The following is a 23,139-nucleotide window of genomic DNA, read 5'->3' as shown; positions in this document are numbered from 1 at the left end:
CAAAGATAATAATTAGTCGTTTAGACTTTTATTTAATAAATACAATTTAATGACCATAAAGAAGTCTGCCATATTTTTTTTGATTTTCTTGTTTTGCTTTTTAAAGACACGGGCGCACCAATCGCAGCAAGATGCTCTTTATTTAAGTAATTTACAAGATAGCCCTATTGTAGATATTCTTGATAGTCTGCATGTAGAAAATAATAACCTAAAAGAGAAAAATATCAAAAATGAGCTAAAGATAGAAAATCGTAACTTATTGATTTATGCTACTTTAATATTCTCTTTAACAGCACTATTTTTATCCTACAGACTATATAAAAGCGGAAGAAGAGCTAAAACAAATAATAGAATTTTAAGAGAGCAAAATGAAGAAATTAATAAACAAAAGAAAGAACTAGAAGAGCTTAACAATCTAAAAAATAGATTTTTTTCTATTATTTCTCATGATGTGAGAGGTCCGCTTTTATCTTTAAAAGGGACTTTAAACTTATTTGATGAGCATTTACTTGATGAAAGGGAGTCTAAATTATTGATAGGAGAGCTTAAGTCTCAGTTTAACTCAACATCAAACTTATTAGATAATTTATTGATATGGGCAAAAAGCCAAATGCAAGGAGAAAAACTTCAGAAATCTAACTTTAATGTTTTAAAAATTATTCAGGATAATATTGATTTACAGAAATATAACATCCTTCAAAAAAACATAAAAATAGTGGTAAACGTACCAGCTGATTTACAGCTTCTTGCAGATAAAGAAATGTTTAATGTAATCATTAGGAATCTGCTTAATAACGCTTTAAAATTTACCCCTCAAGATGGTGAAATAAACATAACTTGTACAAAAAAGAGGGAGTTAGCTCAATTTTCTGTTCAAGATAATGGTATTGGACTCTCTCCGGCAGAAATTAAAGAGATTTATAAGCGTAATTTTTATAGTACCAGTGGTTTAAATGATGAAAAAGGAACAGGTTTAGGTTTGATTCTTTGTCAAGAGTTTATCAGAAAAAATAACGGATCTTTTGATATAAAAAGTAAAAAAGGACAAGGTTCTACATTTTTATTTACTTTGCCACTTTTTAAAGAAGGTCATGTTAGAGAAGAAAGCTATTAAGGAAAATTATTTTAAAGTACTTGAAAGTGTTTATGAAAAAGAAGAAATAAATGCTTTGTTTAAGTGGATTAGTGAAGATTTAGCATATTTACCAGAACCACAACAAAAAGAATTATTTAATGGTTATTTGGCTAAACTAGCTTTAAAGCAGCCGCTTCAGCAAATTCTTGGCTATGCTTATTTCTATAACCTAAAATTAAAAGTAAATGAGCATGTACTTATCCCTAGACCAGAAACAGAAGAATTGGTTTATATGATTCTTCAAGAACTTAAAAAAACATCAAATCAAGAAATTTTAGATGTAGGTACCGGTAGCGGATGTATTGCTATCTCTCTAAAAAAGAATTTGCCAGCCGCTCAAGTTCATGCCATTGATATTAGCGAAGAAGCACTAAAACTTGCCAAAGCAAATGCTACAGAAAATGGGGTAGAGGTACATTTTAAAAAAGATAATGCCCTGGCTTTAAAAGCCGATGATTATCCTAAATTTCATATTATAGTAAGTAATCCTCCTTATATAGCAACATCAGAAAAGCAAAATATGCATGATAATGTTGTAAATTTTGAGCCGCATTTAGCTTTGTTTGTTGAAGATGAAAATCCCTTGATTTTTTATGATAAAATAGCTGATTTCGCCCAAACAAATCTTTATCCAAACGGACTATTGCTTTTCGAGATTAATCAAAACTTAGCAGTAGAAACACAAGAACTTATCCAGAAAAAAGGCTTTAAAGCTCAAATCATCAAAGATTTAAACAATAACAATCGTTTTATAAAAGCTCAACTTCTTGGGTGATATTGTGTAATGGTTTGTTTTAAAAAGTCTCTATCCAGATGGGTATAAATTTCTGTTGTAGTGATACTTTCATGACCTAACATTTCTTGTATAGCTCTTAAGTCTGCACCACCTTCTATTAAATGGGTTGCAAAAGAATGTCTAAACGTATGCGGACTTATAGTTTTGTTAATACCTACAGCTTTTGCCAAATCTTTAATAATCATAAAAATCATCACCCTTGATAGCTTTGTGCCTCTTTTATTGAGGAATATAAAATCCTCATGACCTTTTTTTATATCCAGATGATTTCTAACGGTATCTAAATATATTTGGAGGTATTTTAAGGCAGAACTTCCTACAGGCACTAATCTTTCTTTATTACCTTTTCCTTTGATTTTCAGGAACTCTAAATCCAAATATGAGTCTGATAATTTGAGGTTTACTAACTCACTAACACGAAGTCCTGAGCCATACAAAATCTCTAACATGGCTTTATTTCTGGTGTTTTCTGGTTTTGATAAATCTAAACCATCGAGTAATAAATTTATTTCATGAACGCTTAAAACCTCTGGTAGTTTTCTTCTTGTTTTTGGGGTCTCTAATAATGCAGAAGGGTCTATTTCTAATAAATCTTCTAAGATTAAGTACTTGTAAAAGGCCTTAATGCCACTAATAATTCTAGCCTGTGTAGTAGCTAACATTCCTAACTCGGTAATCCATTTAATGAAATCTCTTAAGTCTTGAGGTTTAGCTTTTAATAAAGAAACCGATGGGCTTTTCATCTCTAAAAACTGAACCAGTTTTTCTACATCGCGTATGTAAGCCTGAACAGAATTTTCTGATAGAGATTTCTCTAATTTCAAAAAAGATTTAAATCCTTTTTTAAATGATTGCCATTCCACTTTATCTTTTGAATTTTTAATGATAAGTTTGAAGTGATGAAGATACAAATTATCAACGGACCAAATTTAAATTTATTAGGCAAACGCGAACCAGGAATTTATGGTAGCGAAGGTTTTGAAAGCTTTTACAAACAGCTTTTGGCTAAATATCCTGATGTTGAGTTAAGCTATTACCAAAGTAATGTAGAAGGTGAAATCATAAATAAACTGCATGAAATTGGTTTTGATTATGATGGCATTGTATTAAATGCAGGCGCTTATACCCATACTTCTGTTGCTATTGCAGATGCTATTGCTGGTATAAAAACTCCGGTTGTTGAGGTTCATATTTCTAATGTTTACGCTCGTGAAGAGTTTAGACATCATAGCATGATGGCAAAAAACTGTAAAGGTATCATAACAGGTTTTGGATTGATGTCTTATGAATTAGCTCTAAAAAGCTTTTTATAGTTATTTCCAGATTTCTTTGAAAAGTTTTTTACCTCTCACAAAATAATCAAAAACAATGCTGTTTTGATATTTACCAGCAAGGTTTTGTTGTGGAGAGATGTAGCTGTTTTTGATTTTTCCTTCAAATAAAGCACTTACAAAATGCCTATGCGCCTTAGAAATAGCCCAGGCATTATCTGCTTTTTTATCAAGCAAAAATTTGATAAGTGCCAAAAAATCCAAGCAAAATCTAAAAGGAATTAAAAATATAGAACGAGAAATTGGCTCGTTCTTTTTAATGAGATAGAGATTGTTTCTAAAATTTAAATAGGTTTTGTATGGGCTTTCTGCTTGTAAAGTTCCTCCACCAACGTGGTATACTGTAGAAAAGCCACAATACATAACTTTATATCCTTTGTTTTTTGCTCTCCAACAAAGATCAATTTCTTCCATGTGAGCAAAGAAATGTTCGTCTAAGCCGTTTATTTCTTTCCAAATATTTGATTTGATGAATAAAGCACATCCAGAAGCCCAAAATATTTCTTTTTCATCATCATATTGGCCATAATCTTTCTCTATGGTATCAAATATTCTACCTCTACAAAAAGGATAAGCAAAAGTATCTATAAAACCTCCGGCAGCACCTGCATATTCAAAACTATCTCTGTTATAATAAGATCGTATTTTAGGTTGCGCTATAGCTATTTTAGCATCAGCCTCCATCATCTTAATAACAGGCTCTATCCAGTTTGGTGTAACTTCAACATCAGAATTAAGCAAAACAAAATAATCAGCATATACTTGTTTCAAAACTTGATTGTATCCTTCTGCAAAACCAAAATTTTCATGATTCACGATAACTTTTACTAAAGGAAAATTATCTTTTAGAAAATTTAAAGAATTATCTGTTGATGCGTTATCTCCAATAATAATTTCCATGTTAGGATATGTACTATTGAAAACTGATGGAAGAAAATTTGCTAAATGCTTTTCTCCATTCCAGTTTAGAATAACAACTGCAACTTTAGGATTATTCATGTATGGTTGTATTTGCTGCTGGTTTAAATTTCCAACGTTTATGAGACCAAAGCCAAAATTCTGGTTTTTGTTTTATCCTATTTTCTAGAATTTTAGCATGTTTTAAAGTTATTTCTTTATCTGTGGTAGTGGCTGGGTTATCATGAACCAACTTAAAATCGCAAGAATAATAACCTCTTTTAACTCTGTTAAGATCACAAAATATAACAGGATAGTTTGTAGAACGAGCAATTTTTTCTATGCCCATAAAAATTGCTGTAGGCTGGTTTAGAAATTTTATCCACTCATGAGGGTCTGCCAGGGCAGGGGTTTGGTCGGCAGCAAAAACTGTAACTGTAAGTTGGTTTTTAAAACGAGCCATCTCACGCAAAGTCATTTTCATACGCACCATTAAAGTCCCACTTTTTTCTCTAGCTCTTTTAAAAACTTCATTAAAAATATTGTTGTTTAAGGGTTTGTAAATGATAAGCGGCTTACTTTTTACAATTAATGGGGTTACAATAGTACACCATTCCCAATTTCCGTAATGCCCAACTGCCAATAAACAACTCTTATTTTGCGACTCAAACTTTCTTAATAACTCGGTATTGGTAAATGTAAAACGTCTAAAAACTTCTTTTTCTGATATAGAGAGCATTTTAACGGTCTCAAAAATTAAATCAGCTAAATAGCGGAAAAATCTTTTTTCAATTCCATTAATTTCCTCCTCACTTTTTTCTGGAAAAGAATTTACAAGATTCTCTCTTACCACTTTTCTTCTGTACTTGATAACATAAAAGATGATGATAAAAGCAAAATCAGACAAAAGATATAGCACTCTTAAAGGCAGCAAAGAAACTAAGTACAAAAAAAACGCAGCTACGTAAGAAAGCCATTTATTTATCATTATTTTCGTTGGTTTTAATTGCAAACATAAATATTTTGAAATGGAATCTGGCGCAATATTTCCTTTACTTTATTTACCACCTATAGAATTTTTTAAAGAGTTGTTGAATTTTAAAAATGATACAATTTTAATAGATAAAAATGAACATTTTCCAAAGCAAACTTATAGAAATAGAGCAAGTATTTATGGCGCTAATGGCGCTTTAAGTATTACAGTTCCGGTAGTAAAAGGCGCTAAATTACATACTTGTGTTAAGGATGTTAAGATAAGTTATGATGCCAATTGGCAACGTATCCATTGGATGAGTTTACAAGCATCATACAGAAGTTCTGCCTATTTTGAGTTTTATGAAGATGCTTTTGCACCTTTTTATCATCATAGATATAATTTTCTATTTGATTATAATTTAGAACTGTTACAAACTATATTAAAGCTCTTAAAACTAGATGTAACTTATAGTTTTACAGAAAGCTATCAAGCAGAATATCCACAGCTAAAAGATTTTAGAAGCAGCATTCATCCTAAAATTTCTAGTGATTATCAACCAAAAAAATATTATCAGGTTTTTGAAGATAAATACAACTTTATACCTAATTTAAGTATTGTTGATTTATTATTTAATCAAGGTCCTCAGGCAGTAAAATATCTTTAAAATGGTAAAAACACCACAATTTTTCAATATCAAAGCTAAACAGCGTAGGAGTAAACCTGGCGAAGTACCTGGTACTTTTGTAATTACAGAAAATGCTTTAGCTAGTAAAATTGTGGTTTATGCTTATCATGAAACTCATATCAAAGAACTTGAAACACTTCATATAAACGAAGCTTTAGAATTTATAAAAGAACACCCTAATAACTTTTATTGGATAGATATTAAAGGCTTGGGTTCGCAAGAAGTTCTAAATCAGGTAAAGCAGCATTATAACATTAATTCTTTGGTGATGGAAGATATTGTAAATACTTACCAAAGGCCAAAATGCGATGATTATGATGATTATTTATTCATCACAAGCAGAATGCTTGAGCTAGATAGTGGCTTGGTGATGCGTAATGAGCAATTGTCTTTTCTGGTTTTTAAGGATACTTTAATTACCTTTCAAGAAGATTATCAGGATGTTTTAGAGCCTGTTAGGGTAAGACTTAAAACTAAAGCAGGCGGTAATTTGCGCTATTTAGGGCCTTCTTACTTGCTTTATGCCTTGATGGATACCGTTATAGACCATTATTTTACTATTGTAAATAGGTTAGGAGATGAGTTAGAAATTGTTGAAGAACATCTTTACCAAAGGCCTCATAAATTATTAATGTACAGGATTTTGGGTGTTAAGAAAATTATGATAGCTATGAGAAGAGCTGCTTGGCCCGAAAGAGATAAATTAATAGAAATTCTTAAAAAGCCATCCAACATTATTCATCCAGAGGTTACGGTTTTCTTTAAAGATGCTTATGACCATAGCGTTCAGATTATTGATTTGATAGAATCTTATAAAGAGACTTCTATTAGTTTAATGGATGTTTATTTGTCTTTAATGAGCAACAAAATGAATGAAGTGATGAAATTCTTAACCATCATTTCATCATTATTTATTCCTTTAACCTTTATTGTGGGTGTATACGGAATGAATTTTTCTTACCAAGACCCCAAAACAGGCGAAATATTACCTTATAATATGCCCGAATTATATATGCCTAATGGGTATATCATCGTTTGTGTAGTAATGCTGCTTATTGTAATTGGGCAGTTATGGTATTTTGGTAAAAAAGGATGGTTTAAAGATTAAAGTACTGAATTGAGGATTTTTAGCTTAAATTCGCAAAGATGCAATCATTTGAAATTGATAAAACCGACGTTTTAAAACTAAAACAAGCTTTAGAAGGCAATGAGGAGGAGTTGATAAAGCTTTTAGGAGAATATCATGCTTCAGAAATTGCAATACTTTTCAGTAAAATCCCGCTCGAGTCGCAAAAGCGAATCATCAATTTATTACCGGCAGAAAGTGCCTCAGAAGTACTTTCTGAAATGGATTTTGAAGCACACCCCGAAGAACTTTTATTAGAGCTAGATCCAGAACGTAGGCAAGAAATTGTTGAAGAACTTGATTATGATGATGCGACAGATATTATCGCCCAGCTTGATGAAGAAGATCAACAAGAAATTCTTCAGGATTTAGATACTGAAGACGCATCAAACATCCGTAACTTATTAAGTTATAAAGAAGATTCTGCCGGTGGTTTGATGAATACCCAGCTCATCAAGATATATGCAAATATGTCTAAAAAGCAGGCTATTGATGAAATTATCCAACAAAGCGAAGAAATAGAAGAGTTTTATACTGTTTATGTTGTTGATGAATCTGATACGCTTAAAGGTATTATTTCTCTTAAAAATCTTATCAAAGCAAAAGCAAGCGTTAAAGTTGCCGATTTAATTAATGAAGACTTCATTTATGTTAAAGCGCAGGTAGACCAAGAAGAAGTAGCCGATTTAATCTCTCAATACAATCTTACCAGTATTCCCGTAGTGGATGATGATATGAAACTTTTGGGAAGAGTTACCTTTGATGATGTTATTGACGTTTTAGAAGAAGAAAATACCGAGGATATGTTAAAAATATCAGGGGTATCTGAGGACGAGGAGTTAAGTGGTAACTGGCAAGCGGCTGTAAAATCTAGGTTACCTTGGTTACTTATAAATTTAGTTACGGCTTTCTTAGCATCATCAGTAATTAGATACTTTGAACCTACCATAAATCATTTAATTATCTTACCTGCATACATGACTATTATTGCCGGTATGGGAGGTAATACAGCTACTCAGGCTTTAGCGGTTACAGTAAGAAGAATTACTTTAAGTGATTTATCAGATAACCAAGCTTATAGTACTGTAATTAAGGAATTTACAGTTGGGTTAGTAAATGGTGCTGTTATAGGTTTAGTGTTGTTTTTAGTAGCTTTTTTTTATGATTCAAACCCTATGTTAGGTTTGGTGATTTTTATTGCAATGGCAGGCAACTTAATTATTGCTGGCTTGGCAGGTTCTACCATCCCTTTGATACTTAAGCGTATTGGTATAGACCCCGCAATTGCTTCATCTATCATCATTACCACCTTTACCGATGTTTTCGGATTCTTGCTTTTATTAGGCTTAGCCTCAAAATTATTATTATAATTGTAGCAAATTTGGCTATGCTATTTTAGCAATAGTTAATGCTCAAAAAATTACAAATCATGCAAACAAAACATAACTGGACAAAAGAAGAAATTCTAGAGATTTATAATAGACCATTTTTAGATTTAGTTTACGAAGCCGCTACCATCCACAGAGCTAATAAAGACTATTCAGAAGTGCAAATAAGCTCTTTAATATCTATAAAAACTGGCGGTTGTCCAGAAGATTGTTCTTATTGCCCACAAGCAGCCCGTTATCATACAGATGTTGATGTACATGCTATGATGAAAGTAGACGAAGTATTGGATGCAGCAAAAAAAGCTAAAGAAGGTGGTGCTTCTCGTTTATGTATGGGTGCAGCTTGGAGAGAAGTACGTGATAACCGCGATTTTGATAAGGTTATTGATATGGTAAAAGCCGTGAACGAGATGGATATGGAAGTTTGCTGTACTTTAGGGATGTTAAATGCAGACCAAGCACAAAGACTTGCTGATGCTGGTTTATATGCCTACAACCATAATTTAGATACTTCTGAGGAAGATTATAAAAGAATCATCAGTACACGTACTTATGATGATCGTTTACAAACTATAGAAAACGTTCGTAAAGCAAAATTAACGGTTTGCAGTGGCGGAATTATAGGTTTAGGAGAAACTGTTAATGATAGGGTTTCTATGCTACGTGTTTTGGCTAATATGCCTCAACATCCAGAATCTGTTCCGGTGAATGCTTTAGTACCGGTAAAGGGAACGCCTCTAGAAAATCAACCTCGTGTTCCAATTTGGGATATGGTTCGTATGATAGCTACCGCTCGTATCATCATGCCAAAAACTTGTGTAAGATTATCAGCAGGAAGAACAGAAATGAGTACCATAGAACAAGCTTTATGTTTTATGGCAGGAGCAAATTCTATTTTTGCTGGTGATAAATTATTAACCACACCAAATCCAGATTTTAAAGATGATATGGCTATGTTTGAGCTTTTAGGTTTAACACCTAGAAAAGCTTTTAAAAACGGTAAGCCAAACCAAAAAGCAGAAGAAGTAACTGCTTAAGCAAAACATAAATTATTTGAATGGGGGCAATCTTTTTTGATTGTCCTTTTTTGTTTAAAGATGAAACTCATTCCTTTTAAAGAACAACATATCCCAATTTTAACAAATTGGATTAAAGATGAAGATACCTTACTCAAATTTGCAGGTATAGCTTTCGATTATCCGCTTACGCGAGAACAAATGTTAAGCTATACACAAAAGCATCCCGAAAGGCTTATTTATTTAGGTATTGATGATAAAAATAAGCCTCTAGCTTATGGTGAAGTAATTCCGCAGAAAGATGATTCTGCCCGTTTAGGACATTTACTTATCGGCGAAAGCCAAAACAGAGGTAAAGGCTTAGGCAAGCAATTGATAAATTTATTAATTGCTCAGGCTAAACTTGAGCTTAGCATTAAACGTATGGATTTATATTTACTATCTACTAATAAAGTAGCAGCCCAATGTTATCTTAAATATGGTTTTCAGTTTGTTGATAATGATTTTAGCATCACTTACAAAAATCAAAGCTATCCAATTTTAAAAATGACGATGCCTTTATAATTCAAAGCCTAATTTGACTATCCATAAACACTTTTAAAAAAGCTTTCTTTTAGCTTTGTTTTATGGAAAATAAGAAGCCTTCTATCATTTACGTTTACGATGCTATTTGTGGCTGGTGTTACGGATTTAGCCCAGTTATGAAAAGTCTTTTTGAAAATTATGCCGATAAATTTGATTTCGAAGTTTTATCTGGTGGCATGATGATGGGCGAACGTGAAGGTACTATTAATGATGTGGCTCCTTACATTAAAACGGCTTATAAAGATGTTGAAAACACTACAGGAGTTATGTTTGGAGAAGCTTTCTTGGCCGAATTACAGAAAGGAGATTTATTCTTAAGTTCTGAAAAACCGGCTATAGCATTAGCAGTTTTTAAATCTTATTTTCCAGAAAAAGCTATTTTATTTGCTCACGATTTACAATCTGCCATTTATGTTCATGGTTTAGATTTAAGTAAAGATGATAGTTATATTCATTTAGCAGAAAAATATCAAATTCCGGTTCAAGATTTTATAAGCAAACTTAATCAAGAAGAATTTAAACAAGCTGCCTATTACGATTTTGCCTTAGCCAGACAATTACAGGTTACGGGTTATCCTGCAGCATTTATCAGAACTGGCGAACTTAAATTTTATATGATAGCTAAAGGTTATGCTAACTTAGAAACTATGGAATTACGCGTTCAAAATGTGTTAAACGAAATAGCTTTATGAAGAAAATAGCAGTGTTGGGTGCTACTGGTATGCTAGGGAAACCAGTTGCAGATGAGTTGATTAAGGCTGGTTTTGAGGTAACCATTTTAGCGAGAAATATTAAAAAAGCTAAAGAGTTATTTCCTCAAGCTAATATCGTTTTTGCCGATTTAGCTTCAAGAACCACCTTATCTCTAGCCTTAAAAGGGCAGGAGGCTATTTACCTAAATCTTCATATACCGCAACACGCTAAACCTAAAGATTTCATGCCTGAAACAACAGGTTTGCTAAATTTAATAGAAGCAGCAAAAGAAAATAACATCCAAAGAATTGCTTATTTATCTTCTTTGGTTAAAGATTATCAAGGACAAAATAATTTCAATTGGTGGGTGTTTGATGTTAAACAAAAAGCTGTTCAAATTCTTAAAAGCAGTAAAATACCTTATACCATATTTTACCCAAGCAGCTTTATGGAGAACTTTGATAAAGGTGGCTTCATGAATGGTAATCAGATGAATTTAGCAGGCAAAGCAGAAGCTAAAATGTATTGGATTTCTGGTGCCGATTATGGTAAACAAGTTGCCAAATCTTTTGAGGTTTTAACTGATGAAAATAGAGAATACAACGTTCAAGGTCCAGAAGCTTATTATCCAGAAGAGGCAGTAAGAATTTTTATCGATAACTATAAAAGGAAACGTTTAAACGTATTTAAAACGCCAATTGGTGTGTTAAAGTTTATGGGTAAATTTTCAAATAAAATCAATTATATCTACCATATTTTAGAGGCGCTTAATAAGTATGAGGAAAAATTTGTCTCTCAATTCACATGGGATGAATTAGGCCAACCTAAAGAAACTATAAAAGATTATACCATCAGAATTCAAAAATAAAACTAAAATTTTTAGTCAATTTATTACTAAATATTTTAGTAAATTTGATTATGAATTTTGATAGGATAACAGAAAAATTAGAAATTCTGGCTGATGCGGCTAAATATGATGTTTCCTGCTCATCCAGTGGTGCTAAAAGAAATAATCAAAACAAAGGTTTAGGAAATTCTACCGGAATGGGTATTTGCCATTCTTACACAGAAGATGGGCGATGTGTTTCTTTACTCAAAATTTTACTAACCAACCATTGTATTTATGATTGCGCTTATTGTGTAACTCGTAAAAGTAATGATATAAAAAGAGCAGCTTTTACCGTTCAAGAGGTTGTTGATTTAACCATAAACTTTTACAGAAGAAATTACATTGAAGGTTTATTTCTAAGCTCAGGTATTTTTAAAGATGCTGATTTTACGATGGAGCGATTGGTCTTAGTAGCTAAAAAGCTCCGTTTGGAAGAAAATTTCAACGGTTATATTCATTTAAAAAGTATCCCAGGTGCTTCTGATGAGTTGATGAAAGAAGCCGGACTTTATGCTGATAGATTAAGTATAAATCTAGAACTTCCTACAGAAAAAGGATTAAAGCTTTTAGCTCCTGATAAAAATAGGGAAGACATGATAAAGCCCATGAATTATGTTAAAAACGAGATTATTGTTTTTAAAGAAGAAAAAAAGCTTTTCAGGAATACACCCAAATTTGCTCCTGCTGGGCAAAGTACACAGCTCATCGTTGGTGCTACACAAGAGAACGATTTAGAAATTATCCAAACAGCAGATTCATTTTACAAAAATTATCAGCTAAAAAGGGTTTACTATTCTGGCTATGTTCCCATAGCCGATGATGCTCGTTTACCTTCTTTGCAAAGTAAAGTGCCTATGGTAAGAGAAAACAGGCTTTATCAGGCAGATTGGTTAATGCGTTTTTATGGCTTTAAAGCCGATGAAATACTAGATCCAAACTTACCTTTTTTAGATTTAGATGTTGACCCAAAATTGAGCTGGGCGTTAAGAAATCAGCATGTATTTCCAATAGATATTCAAAAAGCAGATTTCGAGATGATTTTAAGAGTACCTGGTATTGGTGTAAAATCTGCTTGGAAAATTATTGAAGCCAGACGCTTTAGTCAGTTAAATGAAACTCATTTAAAAAAGCTAGGTGTAGCCTTAAATAGAGCCAAATATTTTATTTCATATGGAATGCATTTTGGAAATCTTAAATTTTTGAATAGCAGCAATTTAAAGCAATTTATTTTAGGCAATACTAAAAGCAAATATCAAGATCAATATAACGCTCAGTTAGCTTTATTCTGATGAATATTTTATTGTACGACCATACTTTTGAAGGCTTTTTAACTGCAGTTTTTGAAGCTTATGAGTTTAAGCTAAAACAAGTTAAGATTATAAAAGAGGCTTTACAAACCGAGCAGCTTTTTGCCCAAACAAGAAAAGTATTTACACAAGCTCCTAAAGCAGAAAGAGTGTATCAAAAATTAAAATCACTCATTGGGGATTTAGGTTTACACCGGATGCTTTATACCTTTTTATCAGAATATGAAGATATAGAAACGCATTTGTGGGCAGTTGTACAATATGCGCTAAGTAATCCAAACCGAAATATTATTCAGGATTTTTCTCATCCATCTGTTTTAAAATTATCTCAATATGCGCAAATGGTACATCGCGAGAAGCATAGAATGGAAGCTTTTGTACGTTTTAGGCTAACATTAGATGGTATTTATTATGCCGAAATAGAACCAGATTTTAATGTTTTACCAGTAATAGCAAAGCATTTTAAAGACCGTTATCAAGACCAAAAATGGATGATTTTTGACCAGAAAAGAACCTATGGCATTTATTATAACTTACATAAGGTTGAACTGGTAGAAATGAAATTTGCTAATCATCTAAACAAACAAGAAGGTTTAGAAATGCTGGTTAAAGATGAAAAGTTGTATCAACATTTATGGCAAACCTATTTTAAGAAAACAACAATCCAAGCAAGAAAAAATTCTCGTTTACATATTCAACATGTACCTAGAAGGTATTGGAAATATCTAACCGAAAAATTTGTGGTTTAAGGATAGATTTAAAGCTTTTCGGTAATTTTCAATATATCAGCTGATACTTTTACAATAAGCTCTAATTGTTCTGTAGCTAAATCCTCGTTAGTTTCAACTACACCCTCAAAAACATGAACAAATTCTTGTTCGTGTGTGGTTTCAGATAACCATTCTATAGCAAGTTTTAAATAATGCTGAGATTTCCTAAAAAGCTTCTGCTGATCAGCATTAAACATTATTTGAGAATCTTGTAGGCTAGTTGATAAATTTGCCAAATAAGAGGATAAAATATGATTTAACACTACAAATTTATGTACATCTAAAACCGCTTTGTGCTGCTTGGTTTTAGGCTCGTTCAGCATTCTTTGAAAAGCAGCCGCTAAATTGGCTGTATTTACATAAACTTCTTTTCTAGCCAATTTATACTCGGTAATATTGATTTGATTTTGAGGATTAAATCTTCTAAAAATAGCATCTAGATATTTCTGATTAGCTTTAAGCATATCTAACATATAGTTCTTAAACTGGTAAGATTCCCAACTAGGTAGAACTAAATAACTAGATAAAAAGGCAATACCAGAACCAATAAGTGTATCAATAATCCTTTCTACCGCCAAACTCTCGTTAATAGTTGCGCTGATGAAGCTGAATAATATCAGTATAAAAGGTGTCATAAATAACACACTAATAAAATAGTTTACCCGCTGTATACTATAGGTAATCAGCATAAATAAAACCATTAGAATAAATCTGGCAGTTTCATCCTTAATAAAGTAAATAATTAAAGCTCCTGTAATACCACCTATGATGGTTCCTATAACTCTTTCAATATTTCTTTGCTTAGTAGTACTAAAACCGGGCTTTAAAATCACCAGTATGGTTAAAATTATCCAATAGCTATGATGCCCAACCGGGAGTAAAAAACCAACTAAATAACCTGTAAAAACAACCAAAGAAACACGTAATGCATATCTGAAATTTCCAGACATTAAGTTTAAATTGCTTCTAAAAAGCTTAATATCAAAACTTTGGTGTGTTACAAATTTATCATGGTCTGTTGAGCCAGATTTTGCTTGTTTGATAAAGCTATTGTCATTATCGAAATAACTGAAAATAGTATTCGTTTTTGAGAATATATGTCTGAGATTAACTAGTATTTTCTTTAAAACCAGAACAGATATACCTGCTTTTTCTAAATCATCAAGCTGTTTTTTAAGCTTATCTAAATCTTCAATTTTTACAGCATGTTTTCTAGGTTTTACCTGATGAATCAAACAAAAACCAATATATTCTATTTCTGATGCTAGTTTATGAATCAATAAAGCATAAGCAGGTAATATATCATGATTTTTATAACGCTTTCTAATGATTTCATAATCATGATGGGTAGCCATGGTTTGCTCAAATAAATCAACTATATCAACAAAAATCATGATAAGCAGCCTTCCATCACTTGTTGATTCATTAACCAGCTTTCTGGTTTTAAATAGTATTTCTCTTACATTATCTTGTATTTCATGTACAAGAACTTGTTTGTCAACTAAAGCTTTGAAAATGTCTTCTACAGGTATTTTAGCGTTATAGAAATCGGCTCTAAGGCGCATATAACCAGCAACTTCTTGTACACACTCACCTAGAGTTTGTCTGGCATATCTAAAAGGTCTAGCAAAAGAAAATAAAGCGCTTAAAAGAAAATACCATATTCCACCAGATAAAACCAAACCTGCATGCTCATATGAGTTTAAACTAGTTTCATGATGAGCAACATTTAAAACCATGATAAGTAATGCAGCAGTTCCAACAGAAGAAGCTCTTGTGCCATAAACATAAAACATGGAGAAAATGAAGCAAAAAACCAGTATTTCTATACCTATAAGGATAGGATTATGGTTAATTAATGAAGTTATGAGTGCCACTAAAAACACCAAAAAATTGGTAATTAACATAGCATTTCTTCTATGTAACCATGGGCCAGGAGTATCTGAAATACTACAACAAACAGCTCCTAAAGAAAGATTAATACCAATTTCTAAAAGATTAAACTGAGCAAAAATTAAAGAGGGTAGAAGTACTCCTATAGTAATCTTTATACCGTCAGAAAAATACTGAGTGTATAAGAAGTTTCTGAAATCATCTAACGGTTTTTGAAGTAGCATGACTGCAATTTAAAAATTGTTTAAATATTTATGAGTCTTAAATACATTTAAATTAAAGAAGTTTTTATTCCTTTGTGATATTAAACCATAAAACCTTATAAATGAAAAATTTGTTCCTCGCAGTTATCATTACTACGTTTTTCTTATCGCTAAGCAGTTTTATTGCCAAGAAAAGAGAAGTTAAAATTTTAGTATTTTCTTGCACAAAAGGATACAGGCATAAAAGTATCGAACCAGGCTTAGAAGCCATCAAAAAGATTGGAAAAGAAAAAGGTTATACCATTATACATTCAGAAAACCCAGAGGATTTTACAGATAAGAACTTAAAGCAATTTAAAGCTTTGTTATTCTTAAATCCTACGGGTAAATCTTTATTTAACGATGCTCAAAAAGCTGCTTTTAAAAAATACATCAATAGAGGTGGGGGATTTGTTGGTGTACATGCCGCAACAGATTGTAATTTTGATTGGGAATGGTATGGTAAGCTTGTTGGTGGTTTTTTTGCTGGTCATCCAAAAGTTCAAGAAGCCAAACTAGATATTTTAAACGCTAATCATCCATCAACAAAGGGTTTACCAAATCCTTGGATGCATACAGACGAATGGTATAATTTTAAAGACTTCAATAAAGATGTAAAAGTAATCATGACGGTTGATGAAAAGAGCTATACCGGCGGTAAAATGCCTGATTTTCATCCGATGGCGTGGTATCATGAATTTGACGGAGGAAAAGTATTTTATACCGGATTAGGGCATACTATTGAAGATTTTCAAGACGAATTATTTTTAAAACACCTTGCCGGAGGTATAGAATATGTCTTAAAATAGCATATCCCTATAAATAAGCTTAACTTTGCTGCTTAAATATTATATTTTGAGCAATTTTAAAGATTTAGGAATTCATCAAGAGCTTATCAAAGCCCTTAATGAATTAAATATAAATACCCCAACGGTTATTCAAACCCAAGCTATTCCTGTTTTATTAAAAGGTAAAACAGATTTTATTGGCCAGGCACAAACCGGAACAGGAAAAACAGCTGCCTTTGGTTTGCCATTATTACAACTGGTAAATCCAGAGCAAAAAAACATTCAAGCGGTAATTATTTGTCCAACCAGAGAATTAGGTCAACAAATAGCTAAACAGCTTTTTAAGTTCACCAAATATGTAAGCAAAAAGATTTTTGTTGAAGCTGTTTACGGTGGTGAAAAAATTGACATTCAAATAGGTAGATTAAAGCGTCCAACACAAATTTTGGTAGCTACACCAGGTCGCTTAATAGATTTATTAGAGCGTAAAGCGGTTGATTTAATGGAAGTTAAAAATATTGTTTTAGACGAGGCCGATGAAATGTTAAGCATGGGTTTTAAGCAAGATATTGATAAAATCTTAAGTCATACTGCACAAATAGACAGAAATATTTGGCTTTTTTCTGCAACCATACCATCAGCTATTAAGCAAATTATTAGCGATTATATGGCTGATGATGCTTATAAAATAGAAGTAGACCATAAAGATGTAATGAATACAGCTATCAAACATCAATATGTGATTTGCGATATTAAAGATAAGCCTAATCTTTTGCAGAGTTTTATCAAGAATAATGATGGTAAACGTGGTATTGTATTTTGTAAAACAAAAGCTGGCGCACAAACGCTTGCCAAGCAATTATTAGCCAAAAATTTAAAGGTTGAGGCCATACACGGAGATTTAGGTCAAAGAGACCGCGAAAAAGTAATGCGAGCTTTTAAAAGCGAAAGATTACAGGTATTAATAGCAACAGATATTTCTGCCAGAGGAATCGATGTAAGTAATTTATCTTATGTTATTCATTATCAATTACCAGAGCAATTAGAATATTTTACACACAGGAGCGGCAGAACTGCTAGAGCCGGAAATAAAGGGCTTTCATTGGCATTTGTAGCACCATCAGAATTAGAAAAAATTACGGCTTTAGAAAAAGAGCTAAATATTTATTTCGAAAAGATTAGTATTTAAAGAAATGGAAAAGCAACCAAATAATCCATTACATGGCAGAACCTTAGAAGCTATTATAAATGATTTGGTTGAGTTTTATGGTTGGCCAACACTTGGATTAAAAATTAAGATTAAATGCTTTAATGAAAATCCAAGTGTAAATTCTAGTTTAAAATTTCTTAGAAAAACAGATTGGGCTCGTACAAAAGTTGAAGAGCTTTGGATAAAGACATTTAGATAAGCTTATTTCATTAAACATTATATACTCTGCATAATATTAGTTTATATTTACGTCTTATAATTAACATTATGTTAAGTAGTGAAATCACCTCCCTTCAAGGGAAGCATTTATATCTATAAAGTTGATTGTATTTTAGCGCTATCTCCTACAATCCAAACCATATCATTTTCTTGGAATACCCAACTAGATTCTGGATTTACAATACGCTCAGCGTTTCTTTCTATACCTACAACAATTCCATCGGTTAAGTCTTTAATTTTTGATTCTCTTAAAGATTTACCTTCTAAAAATGAATTCTTTCTCACCAATAGCTTATGTAATTTAGGTTGATAATTATCATGCTGTTCGATAGCTTTTTTATCAGGTCTGATGATAGAACTTAGTTTCCTAATTTGAGCATCGGTACCAATAATTTTTAAAATATCTCCAGGATAAATAATGGTGTTACTTTCTGGAGAATGAATGGTTATACTTCCTCTGTTTATCATAGCTACATTTATACCAGCCCTTTCTCGCCACTTCAACTCCATTAAGGTTTTTCCTACAGCTGGCGACTCTGGTTTAACGTCTATCTCTGTAAAGTGGGCATCCCAAGGTGCTAGTATTTGTTGCTCTTTTTTTGGTTGTTGCTCTTCATCATGATAATTTTTTAAGAATAACATTTCTAATTTTAGATACACATTTTGAACCTGTTTCCAAAAAATAAATAATACCACAATTATCAACAATGCAGCATAAAGCGCAACTGTTACAGAAAGCAGATTATTTAATAAAGTAATGATTAATGCTGCAGATAATAAAAGCCTAAATAAGCGCATTACTAAAACTAAATTACGGTATAATCGCTCATTTTTTAACTCAACCACTACCCCATTATAAAGATTTCTAAAGCTTAAAGCATATAAAAATGGTGATAAAATGATGATGGTAATTACTAATGATGCAATATTACTCCAAACTGCATTTTCTGTTTTTCCTTGTATAAACGGACTTAAATAATTAGAAGACAGTAAAATGATAGCTAAACTTATGCTAAAGTGGATTAAAGTATTAGCCGTGTATGATTTTACAAATAATTGCCAGTTAGAAACTGTAGTAACGCTCTGGGTAGCAGAACTATATCTATTTAAATTCTCTATCCATTTTGATGGTAAAACTTTATTTAGCCAATTATAAAACGGAAAAGATAATTTTATGAGATAAGGTGTGGTAAAAGTACTTATAGCAGATACTGCTACCGCAATTGGATATAAAAAAGAGCTGGTTACATTTAAAGTAACTCCTAGTGTGGCTATTATAAAAGAGAACTCCCCTATTTGTGCCAAGCTAAAACCCGTTTGAACCGATGTTTTTAAAGGTTGCCCTGATGCTAAAGCACCTAATGAGGAGCTGAATATTTTTCCCACTATGGTTACTAAAACAATAATTATTACAGGTAAAGCATGTTCTGCTAACATGGATGGGTCTATCAACATCCCAACGGAAACAAAAAATACTGCGCCAAATAAATCCTTAATAGGCATTACTAAATGTTCTATTTTTTTACCCTGACTGGTTTCTGCCAATATAGAGCCCATGATGAAAGCTCCTAAAGCCGGAGAAAAACCAACTTTTGTTGCTGCAATTACCATCAAAAAGCACAATGCCAAAGAAATAATCAGTAACATTTCTTCGCTTATTAATGGTTTAATTTTTTTTAAAAAACTCGGTAAAAAGAATATACCCAGTACAAACCAAATCACTAAAAAGAAGATAAGCTTTAATATAGAAAATAGCATTTCTGAGCCCGCAAATTGCTGACTAACCGCTAATGTAGATAGTAAAACCAATAGCACTACAGCAACCAAATCTTCTACCACAAGAACTCCAAATACTAAGCCTGCAAACTTTTGTCCCTTTACGCCTAATTCTTCAAAGGCTCTAATGATAATAGTTGTTGAGGATATAGAAAGTATACCGCCAAGAAAAATACTATCCATTGTAGACCAACCAAAAGCTTTTCCTGTAAAATAACCTAATAAAAGCATAACTACTACTTCTGTTATAGCAGTTATAGAGGCAGAACCTCCTACTTTCATCAGCTTTTTGAAGCTAAATTCTAATCCTAAGCTAAATAAGAGGATAATTACACCTATTTCTGCCCATACAGCTACGTTTTCTGTTTCTACAATGGTGGGAAATAATGAAAAATGTGGGCCTACTAGAAATCCAGCAATGAGATAACCTAAAACTAAAGGCTGTTTCAAGTATTTGAAGATGAGTGTAATAATGGCTGCAGCGCCGAGTATAAGTCCTAAATCTGTGATTAAATTTGGTAAGTGTATCATAAATTATATATCGTATTATTTTGATTTAATAGAGTTCATTAGCTTTAAGAAAGCTTTTCCAGAAAACTATGAAATGGAAATAATAACTGAGATATATAATAATGTTGTGATATTGAGGTTATTAAACTTTTATGAAGGATATAATTATCATTATTTTCAAAGTTTAAGTTAAAACCAGACCTGTTAAAATTGGCTGTTAGCCTGGCGTTTTTTCTTAAAATAAATTGGTTTTCCTGATTAATATCTGATGTGAGTAATTTATTAGCTTTTACATACTTCTTAAAATAACTTTTTACTGAAAAGCAATCGTTTTTAAGCAATAAAGATTGCTTTTGCTTATCTATTGCTAAGCTATGGCAGTTAAAGGATATTAAAATTATAGTAATTAAAGTAAATAAAAACCTCATATCGCAAAATATAATAAAAAAACAACTATTTAAGGGTTTTGAGTGTCTTTAAAATGTCTATTTTTTGATTTTTCATATCCCTCCAAGGGTCTTCTCTGTCTTTTAAAAGTGCTAAAACGTTTTTAAGATGGAAATCCTTCATATCTAAGTTTTCATCTACTTCATCCCAACTTAAAGGAAAAGAAACCGTTGCATTAGGTTTAGGTCTTACAGAATATGGTGCTGCAATGGTTTGTCCTCTTCTATTTTGCAAGTAATCTATATAAATTAAGTTTTTTCTTTTAGAAGGACTTCTTTCTAAACTGGTAATTTCTGATGTTTTTTCATGTACCTTTTGCGCAATAAACTCAGCAAAGTTCTTTACAATCTTATAATCATATTTTGCTGCCAAGTAAATAAAAATATGGATACCACTAGAGCCGGAAGTTTTTACAAAGCTTTTAATATTCATCTCGTCATAAACTTCTTTAACCGCTGAAGCTACCTGTACAACTTCTTTGAAATCATTTTTATCGGGGTCTAAATCTATCACCATATATTCTGGATTTTCTGGCTTTTTATAAGTGCTTAACCATGGGTTTATCTCTATACAACCTAAATTTGCCATGTATAATAATGATGCTTTATCGTTACATATCAGATAATCAATCTCCTTGTTATTGCTTTCTGAGTGTATTTGAGCTGTTTTTGCCCATTTCGGAATTTGCTCTAAGTCTACATCTTTTTGATAAAAGCCAGGTTTAGTTATTCCGTTTGGATGCCTGTTTAAAGAAAGTGGCTTATCTTTTAAATAAGGTAAAATATAATTGGCAATGCTTTCATAATAATTTAGCAGCTCTCCCTTGGTGATTTTTTCCTTGGGCCAATACAACTTGTCTAGATTAGTTAATTTCACTTTTTTAGTTCCAAAAGTTTTAGTTTCCTCGTTTTTAAGAACCTTTTCTTCTTTTACTTCTTCCATATCTTTATCTAATCTTAAGCCCTTAAAAACCGGATGCCTTAAATGATGGTCTAAAGTCCACTCGGTATAATTTACCTCGCAAATTAATTGGGGTTTTAGCCAGGTTACCTTGCTTTCCATATTTACTTTATCAGCAAAAGGCTTTTCTGTGGTAATGATATCCTCCATTTGTTGATGAAGATTTTTTAATGTTTCATCATTAAAACCTGTTCCGCAATTACCTATGTAACTGAGCTTCTGGTTATCATCATACATTCCTAAAACTAAAGCTCCAAAATATTTTCTACTTCCAGCGGGTTTTGTAAAGCCGCAAATAATAGCTTCTTGGCTGTTATTTAATTTAATCTTCAACCAAGAGTCTGTTCTTTTACCAGGATAATATTCATCATCAATTCTTTTAGCAATCACTCCCTCCCATTTTTGCTTTTTAGCTTCTTCGAAAAGCTTTTCGCCATCGGCTAAAATATAATCGTTAAAAACAATATTTTTAGCTTTATACTTCTCTAGCAATACTTTTAAGAGCTCTTTTCTTTTTAAAAGGGGCATATCTAAAAGTTCATTTTCATGGAGTTTTAAAATATCAAATACATAAAATTTAAGCGTAAGTCCTTTAGCATTTGTATCAAAATTTTGTAACCATTGAAACTGATGAACATCATCTTTATTCTCTGCAACAATTTCACCATCTAAAATCGCATCAACCTTAATTTCTTTCAGATGATTACTGATTTGTTGATATTTTGATGTATAATCAATACCATTTCTTGAGGTTAATGTAATCTTTTCTCCTGTGCTGGCAAGAATTCTGTAACCATCTATTTTTCTTTCGAAAAGCCAATTTTTATCATTAAAAATATGATTTGACAATTTGGTTAACATGGGCGAATAGCCATGCTCTTGAACTTTTTTTTGTTTTTCTTTTGGCTGATGTTTCTTTTCTGGCTTCTGTTTTTTAAAATCCTTTCCTGCTTTTATAACCTCTTTAGGGATAAGATTTTCGATATTAAAACTCTTGTTTACAGAAAATTCATCTTGATGTTTAATCAGAAGCCAAGCATCTTGTTCTGAGTTTTTAAGCTTAACTAAAGCAAATTCTCCTTTAAGAATTTTACCATTCAGTTTAAATTTTAAGCTACCCGTAGCTAAGCCTTTTTTTAACTCTTTTTCATCTTCTTTTCTAGTTTTTGATAAAGATTGATAATTACCTGCATCAAAAATATAAACGGTACCAGCGCCATAATTTCCTTTAGGAATCTCACCTTCAAAATTTTTATAATCATAAGGATGGTCTTCTACCATCATGGCTAAACGTTTATCTTTGGGGTTTAACGACGGACCTTTAGGAATGGCCCAACTTTTTAAAACACCATCTATTTCTAATCTAAAATCATAATGTAAGTGCGATGCATGATGCCTTTGTACCACAAAACTCAATGTTTTTCTTTTAGCCTTTTGCAGAGATTTAGGTTCTGTAGTTTGCTCAAAATTTCTTTTTTGCTGATACTTTGTTAAAGACAT

21 protein-coding genes are annotated in these 23,139 nt (G+C 32.0%); 15 read left to right on the top strand and 6 right to left on the bottom strand.

From position 1 onward, the window contains the following. Nucleotides 1-49: 49 nt before the first annotated feature. Both GJJ64_RS04695 and prmC read left to right on the top strand, forming a co-directional pair. Nucleotides 50-1,114 (top strand): sensor histidine kinase, encoded by a 1,065-nt coding sequence (locus GJJ64_RS04695; protein ID WP_154286574.1) that lies wholly within the window; start codon nucleotides 50-52, stop codon nucleotides 1,112-1,114. Further along, complete coding sequence (gene prmC, locus GJJ64_RS04690) at nucleotides 1,092-1,910, top strand: peptide chain release factor N(5)-glutamine methyltransferase (protein WP_154286573.1); 819 nt, start codon at nucleotides 1,092-1,094, stop codon at nucleotides 1,908-1,910. The genes GJJ64_RS04695 and prmC overlap by 23 nt, the downstream gene beginning before the upstream one ends. On the opposite strand, the gene xerD is transcribed toward prmC, so the two are convergent. Continuing rightward, nucleotides 1,895-2,794: a site-specific tyrosine recombinase XerD gene (gene xerD, locus GJJ64_RS04685; protein ID WP_317162902.1), complete on the bottom strand. Its 900-nt coding sequence runs from the start codon at nucleotides 2,792-2,794 to the stop codon at nucleotides 1,895-1,897. The genes prmC and xerD overlap by 16 nt on opposite strands. A 36-nt stretch (nucleotides 2,795-2,830) precedes the next feature. Between xerD and aroQ the strand changes: the two genes are divergently transcribed. Next, nucleotides 2,831-3,244, top strand: a complete 414-nt coding sequence (gene aroQ, locus GJJ64_RS04680) for a type II 3-dehydroquinate dehydratase (RefSeq protein ID WP_026904820.1) — start codon at nucleotides 2,831-2,833, stop codon at nucleotides 3,242-3,244. On the opposite strand, the gene GJJ64_RS04675 is transcribed toward aroQ, so the two are convergent. Continuing rightward, nucleotides 3,245-4,261: a glycosyltransferase family 2 protein gene (locus tag GJJ64_RS04675; RefSeq protein ID WP_154286571.1), complete on the bottom strand. Its 1,017-nt coding sequence runs from the start codon at nucleotides 4,259-4,261 to the stop codon at nucleotides 3,245-3,247. After that, nucleotides 4,254-5,147 carry a lysophospholipid acyltransferase family protein gene (locus GJJ64_RS04670; protein WP_154286570.1) on the bottom strand — a complete coding sequence of 298 codons (894 nt, stop codon included), beginning with the start codon at nucleotides 5,145-5,147 and terminating at the stop codon, nucleotides 4,254-4,256. Before GJJ64_RS04670 ends, GJJ64_RS04675 begins: the two co-directional genes overlap by 8 nt. Nucleotides 5,148-5,187: 40 nt before the next feature. Between GJJ64_RS04670 and GJJ64_RS04665 the strand changes: the two genes are divergently transcribed. The 9 genes from GJJ64_RS04665 to GJJ64_RS04625 all read left to right on the top strand — a co-directional run bounded on the left by GJJ64_RS04665 (nucleotide 5,188) and on the right by GJJ64_RS04625 (nucleotide 13,573). Continuing rightward, the gene (locus GJJ64_RS04665; RefSeq protein WP_154286569.1) at nucleotides 5,188-5,799 is read left to right on the top strand and encodes a WbqC family protein; all 612 of its coding nucleotides are present in this window, start codon (nucleotides 5,188-5,190) and stop codon (nucleotides 5,797-5,799) included. 1 nt (nucleotide 5,800) lies between these two features. Beyond that, a complete protein-coding gene (gene corA, locus GJJ64_RS04660) occupies nucleotides 5,801-6,928 on the top strand; it encodes a magnesium/cobalt transporter CorA (RefSeq protein ID WP_154286568.1) in 1,128 nt (375 codons plus the stop codon). A gap of 38 nt (nucleotides 6,929-6,966) precedes the next feature. Next, nucleotides 6,967-8,316, top strand: coding sequence for a magnesium transporter (gene mgtE, locus GJJ64_RS04655; protein WP_154286567.1), 1,350 nt, complete (start codon nucleotides 6,967-6,969; stop codon nucleotides 8,314-8,316). 59 nt (nucleotides 8,317-8,375) lie between these two features. After that, nucleotides 8,376-9,371, top strand: coding sequence for a biotin synthase BioB (gene bioB / locus GJJ64_RS04650; RefSeq protein ID WP_229655458.1), 996 nt, complete (start codon nucleotides 8,376-8,378; stop codon nucleotides 9,369-9,371). A 60-nt stretch (nucleotides 9,372-9,431) separates the two neighbouring features. Beyond that, on the top strand, nucleotides 9,432-9,914 hold the full coding sequence (locus GJJ64_RS04645; protein ID WP_154286565.1) for a GNAT family N-acetyltransferase: 483 nt from the start codon (nucleotides 9,432-9,434) through the stop codon (nucleotides 9,912-9,914). Between the two features lie 62 nt (nucleotides 9,915-9,976). After that, entirely contained in the window at nucleotides 9,977-10,627 is a 651-nt protein-coding gene (locus GJJ64_RS04640) for a DsbA family protein (protein WP_154286564.1), read from the top strand. After that, entirely contained in the window at nucleotides 10,624-11,496 is an 873-nt protein-coding gene (locus tag GJJ64_RS04635) for an SDR family oxidoreductase (protein ID WP_154286563.1), read from the top strand. The genes GJJ64_RS04640 and GJJ64_RS04635 overlap by 4 nt, the downstream gene beginning before the upstream one ends. 50 nt (nucleotides 11,497-11,546) lie before the next feature. Continuing rightward, nucleotides 11,547-12,806: a putative DNA modification/repair radical SAM protein gene (locus GJJ64_RS04630; RefSeq protein WP_154286562.1), complete on the top strand. Its 1,260-nt coding sequence runs from the start codon at nucleotides 11,547-11,549 to the stop codon at nucleotides 12,804-12,806. After that, nucleotides 12,806-13,573 carry a TIGR03915 family putative DNA repair protein gene (locus GJJ64_RS04625; RefSeq protein WP_195759224.1) on the top strand — a complete coding sequence of 256 codons (768 nt, stop codon included), beginning with the start codon at nucleotides 12,806-12,808 and terminating at the stop codon, nucleotides 13,571-13,573. Before GJJ64_RS04630 ends, GJJ64_RS04625 begins: the two co-directional genes overlap by 1 nt. Before the next feature lie 8 nt (nucleotides 13,574-13,581). Here GJJ64_RS04625 and GJJ64_RS04620 read toward each other — a convergent pair whose 3' ends face one another. Continuing rightward, complete coding sequence (locus GJJ64_RS04620) at nucleotides 13,582-15,711, bottom strand: FUSC family membrane protein (protein ID WP_154286560.1); 2,130 nt, start codon at nucleotides 15,709-15,711, stop codon at nucleotides 13,582-13,584. 101 nt (nucleotides 15,712-15,812) lie between these two features. Here GJJ64_RS04620 and GJJ64_RS04615 point away from each other — a divergent pair, with 101 nt between their 5' ends. From GJJ64_RS04615 to GJJ64_RS04605, 3 genes are read left to right on the top strand one after another with little or no spacing between them, the layout of a single operon-like run. Continuing rightward, entirely contained in the window at nucleotides 15,813-16,538 is a 726-nt protein-coding gene (locus GJJ64_RS04615) for a ThuA domain-containing protein (protein WP_154286559.1), read from the top strand. A 46-nt stretch (nucleotides 16,539-16,584) separates the two neighbouring features. Beyond that, a complete protein-coding gene (locus tag GJJ64_RS04610; protein ID WP_154286558.1) occupies nucleotides 16,585-17,706 on the top strand; it encodes a DEAD/DEAH box helicase in 1,122 nt (373 codons plus the stop codon). Between the two features lie 4 nt (nucleotides 17,707-17,710). Then, nucleotides 17,711-17,926, top strand: coding sequence for a VF530 family protein (locus GJJ64_RS04605; RefSeq protein ID WP_154286557.1), 216 nt, complete (start codon nucleotides 17,711-17,713; stop codon nucleotides 17,924-17,926). 113 nt (nucleotides 17,927-18,039) lie between these two features. Here GJJ64_RS04605 and GJJ64_RS04600 read toward each other — a convergent pair whose 3' ends face one another. Both GJJ64_RS04600 and ligD read right to left on the bottom strand, forming a co-directional pair. Beyond that, the gene (locus GJJ64_RS04600) at nucleotides 18,040-20,253 is read right to left on the bottom strand and encodes a cation:proton antiporter domain-containing protein (protein ID WP_154286556.1); all 2,214 of its coding nucleotides are present in this window, start codon (nucleotides 20,251-20,253) and stop codon (nucleotides 18,040-18,042) included. Nucleotides 20,254-20,685: 432 nt separating this feature from the next. Continuing rightward, nucleotides 20,686-23,139, bottom strand: a complete 2,454-nt coding sequence (gene ligD / locus GJJ64_RS04590; protein ID WP_154286554.1) for a DNA ligase D — start codon at nucleotides 23,137-23,139, stop codon at nucleotides 20,686-20,688.

This window comes from Pedobacter puniceum (assembly GCF_009674685.1).
Lineage (GTDB): Bacteria > Bacteroidota > Bacteroidia > Sphingobacteriales > Sphingobacteriaceae > Pseudopedobacter > Pseudopedobacter puniceum.
Note: the sequence above shows the minus strand (reverse complement) of the source record. Positions and strands in the feature narration are given on the sequence as shown.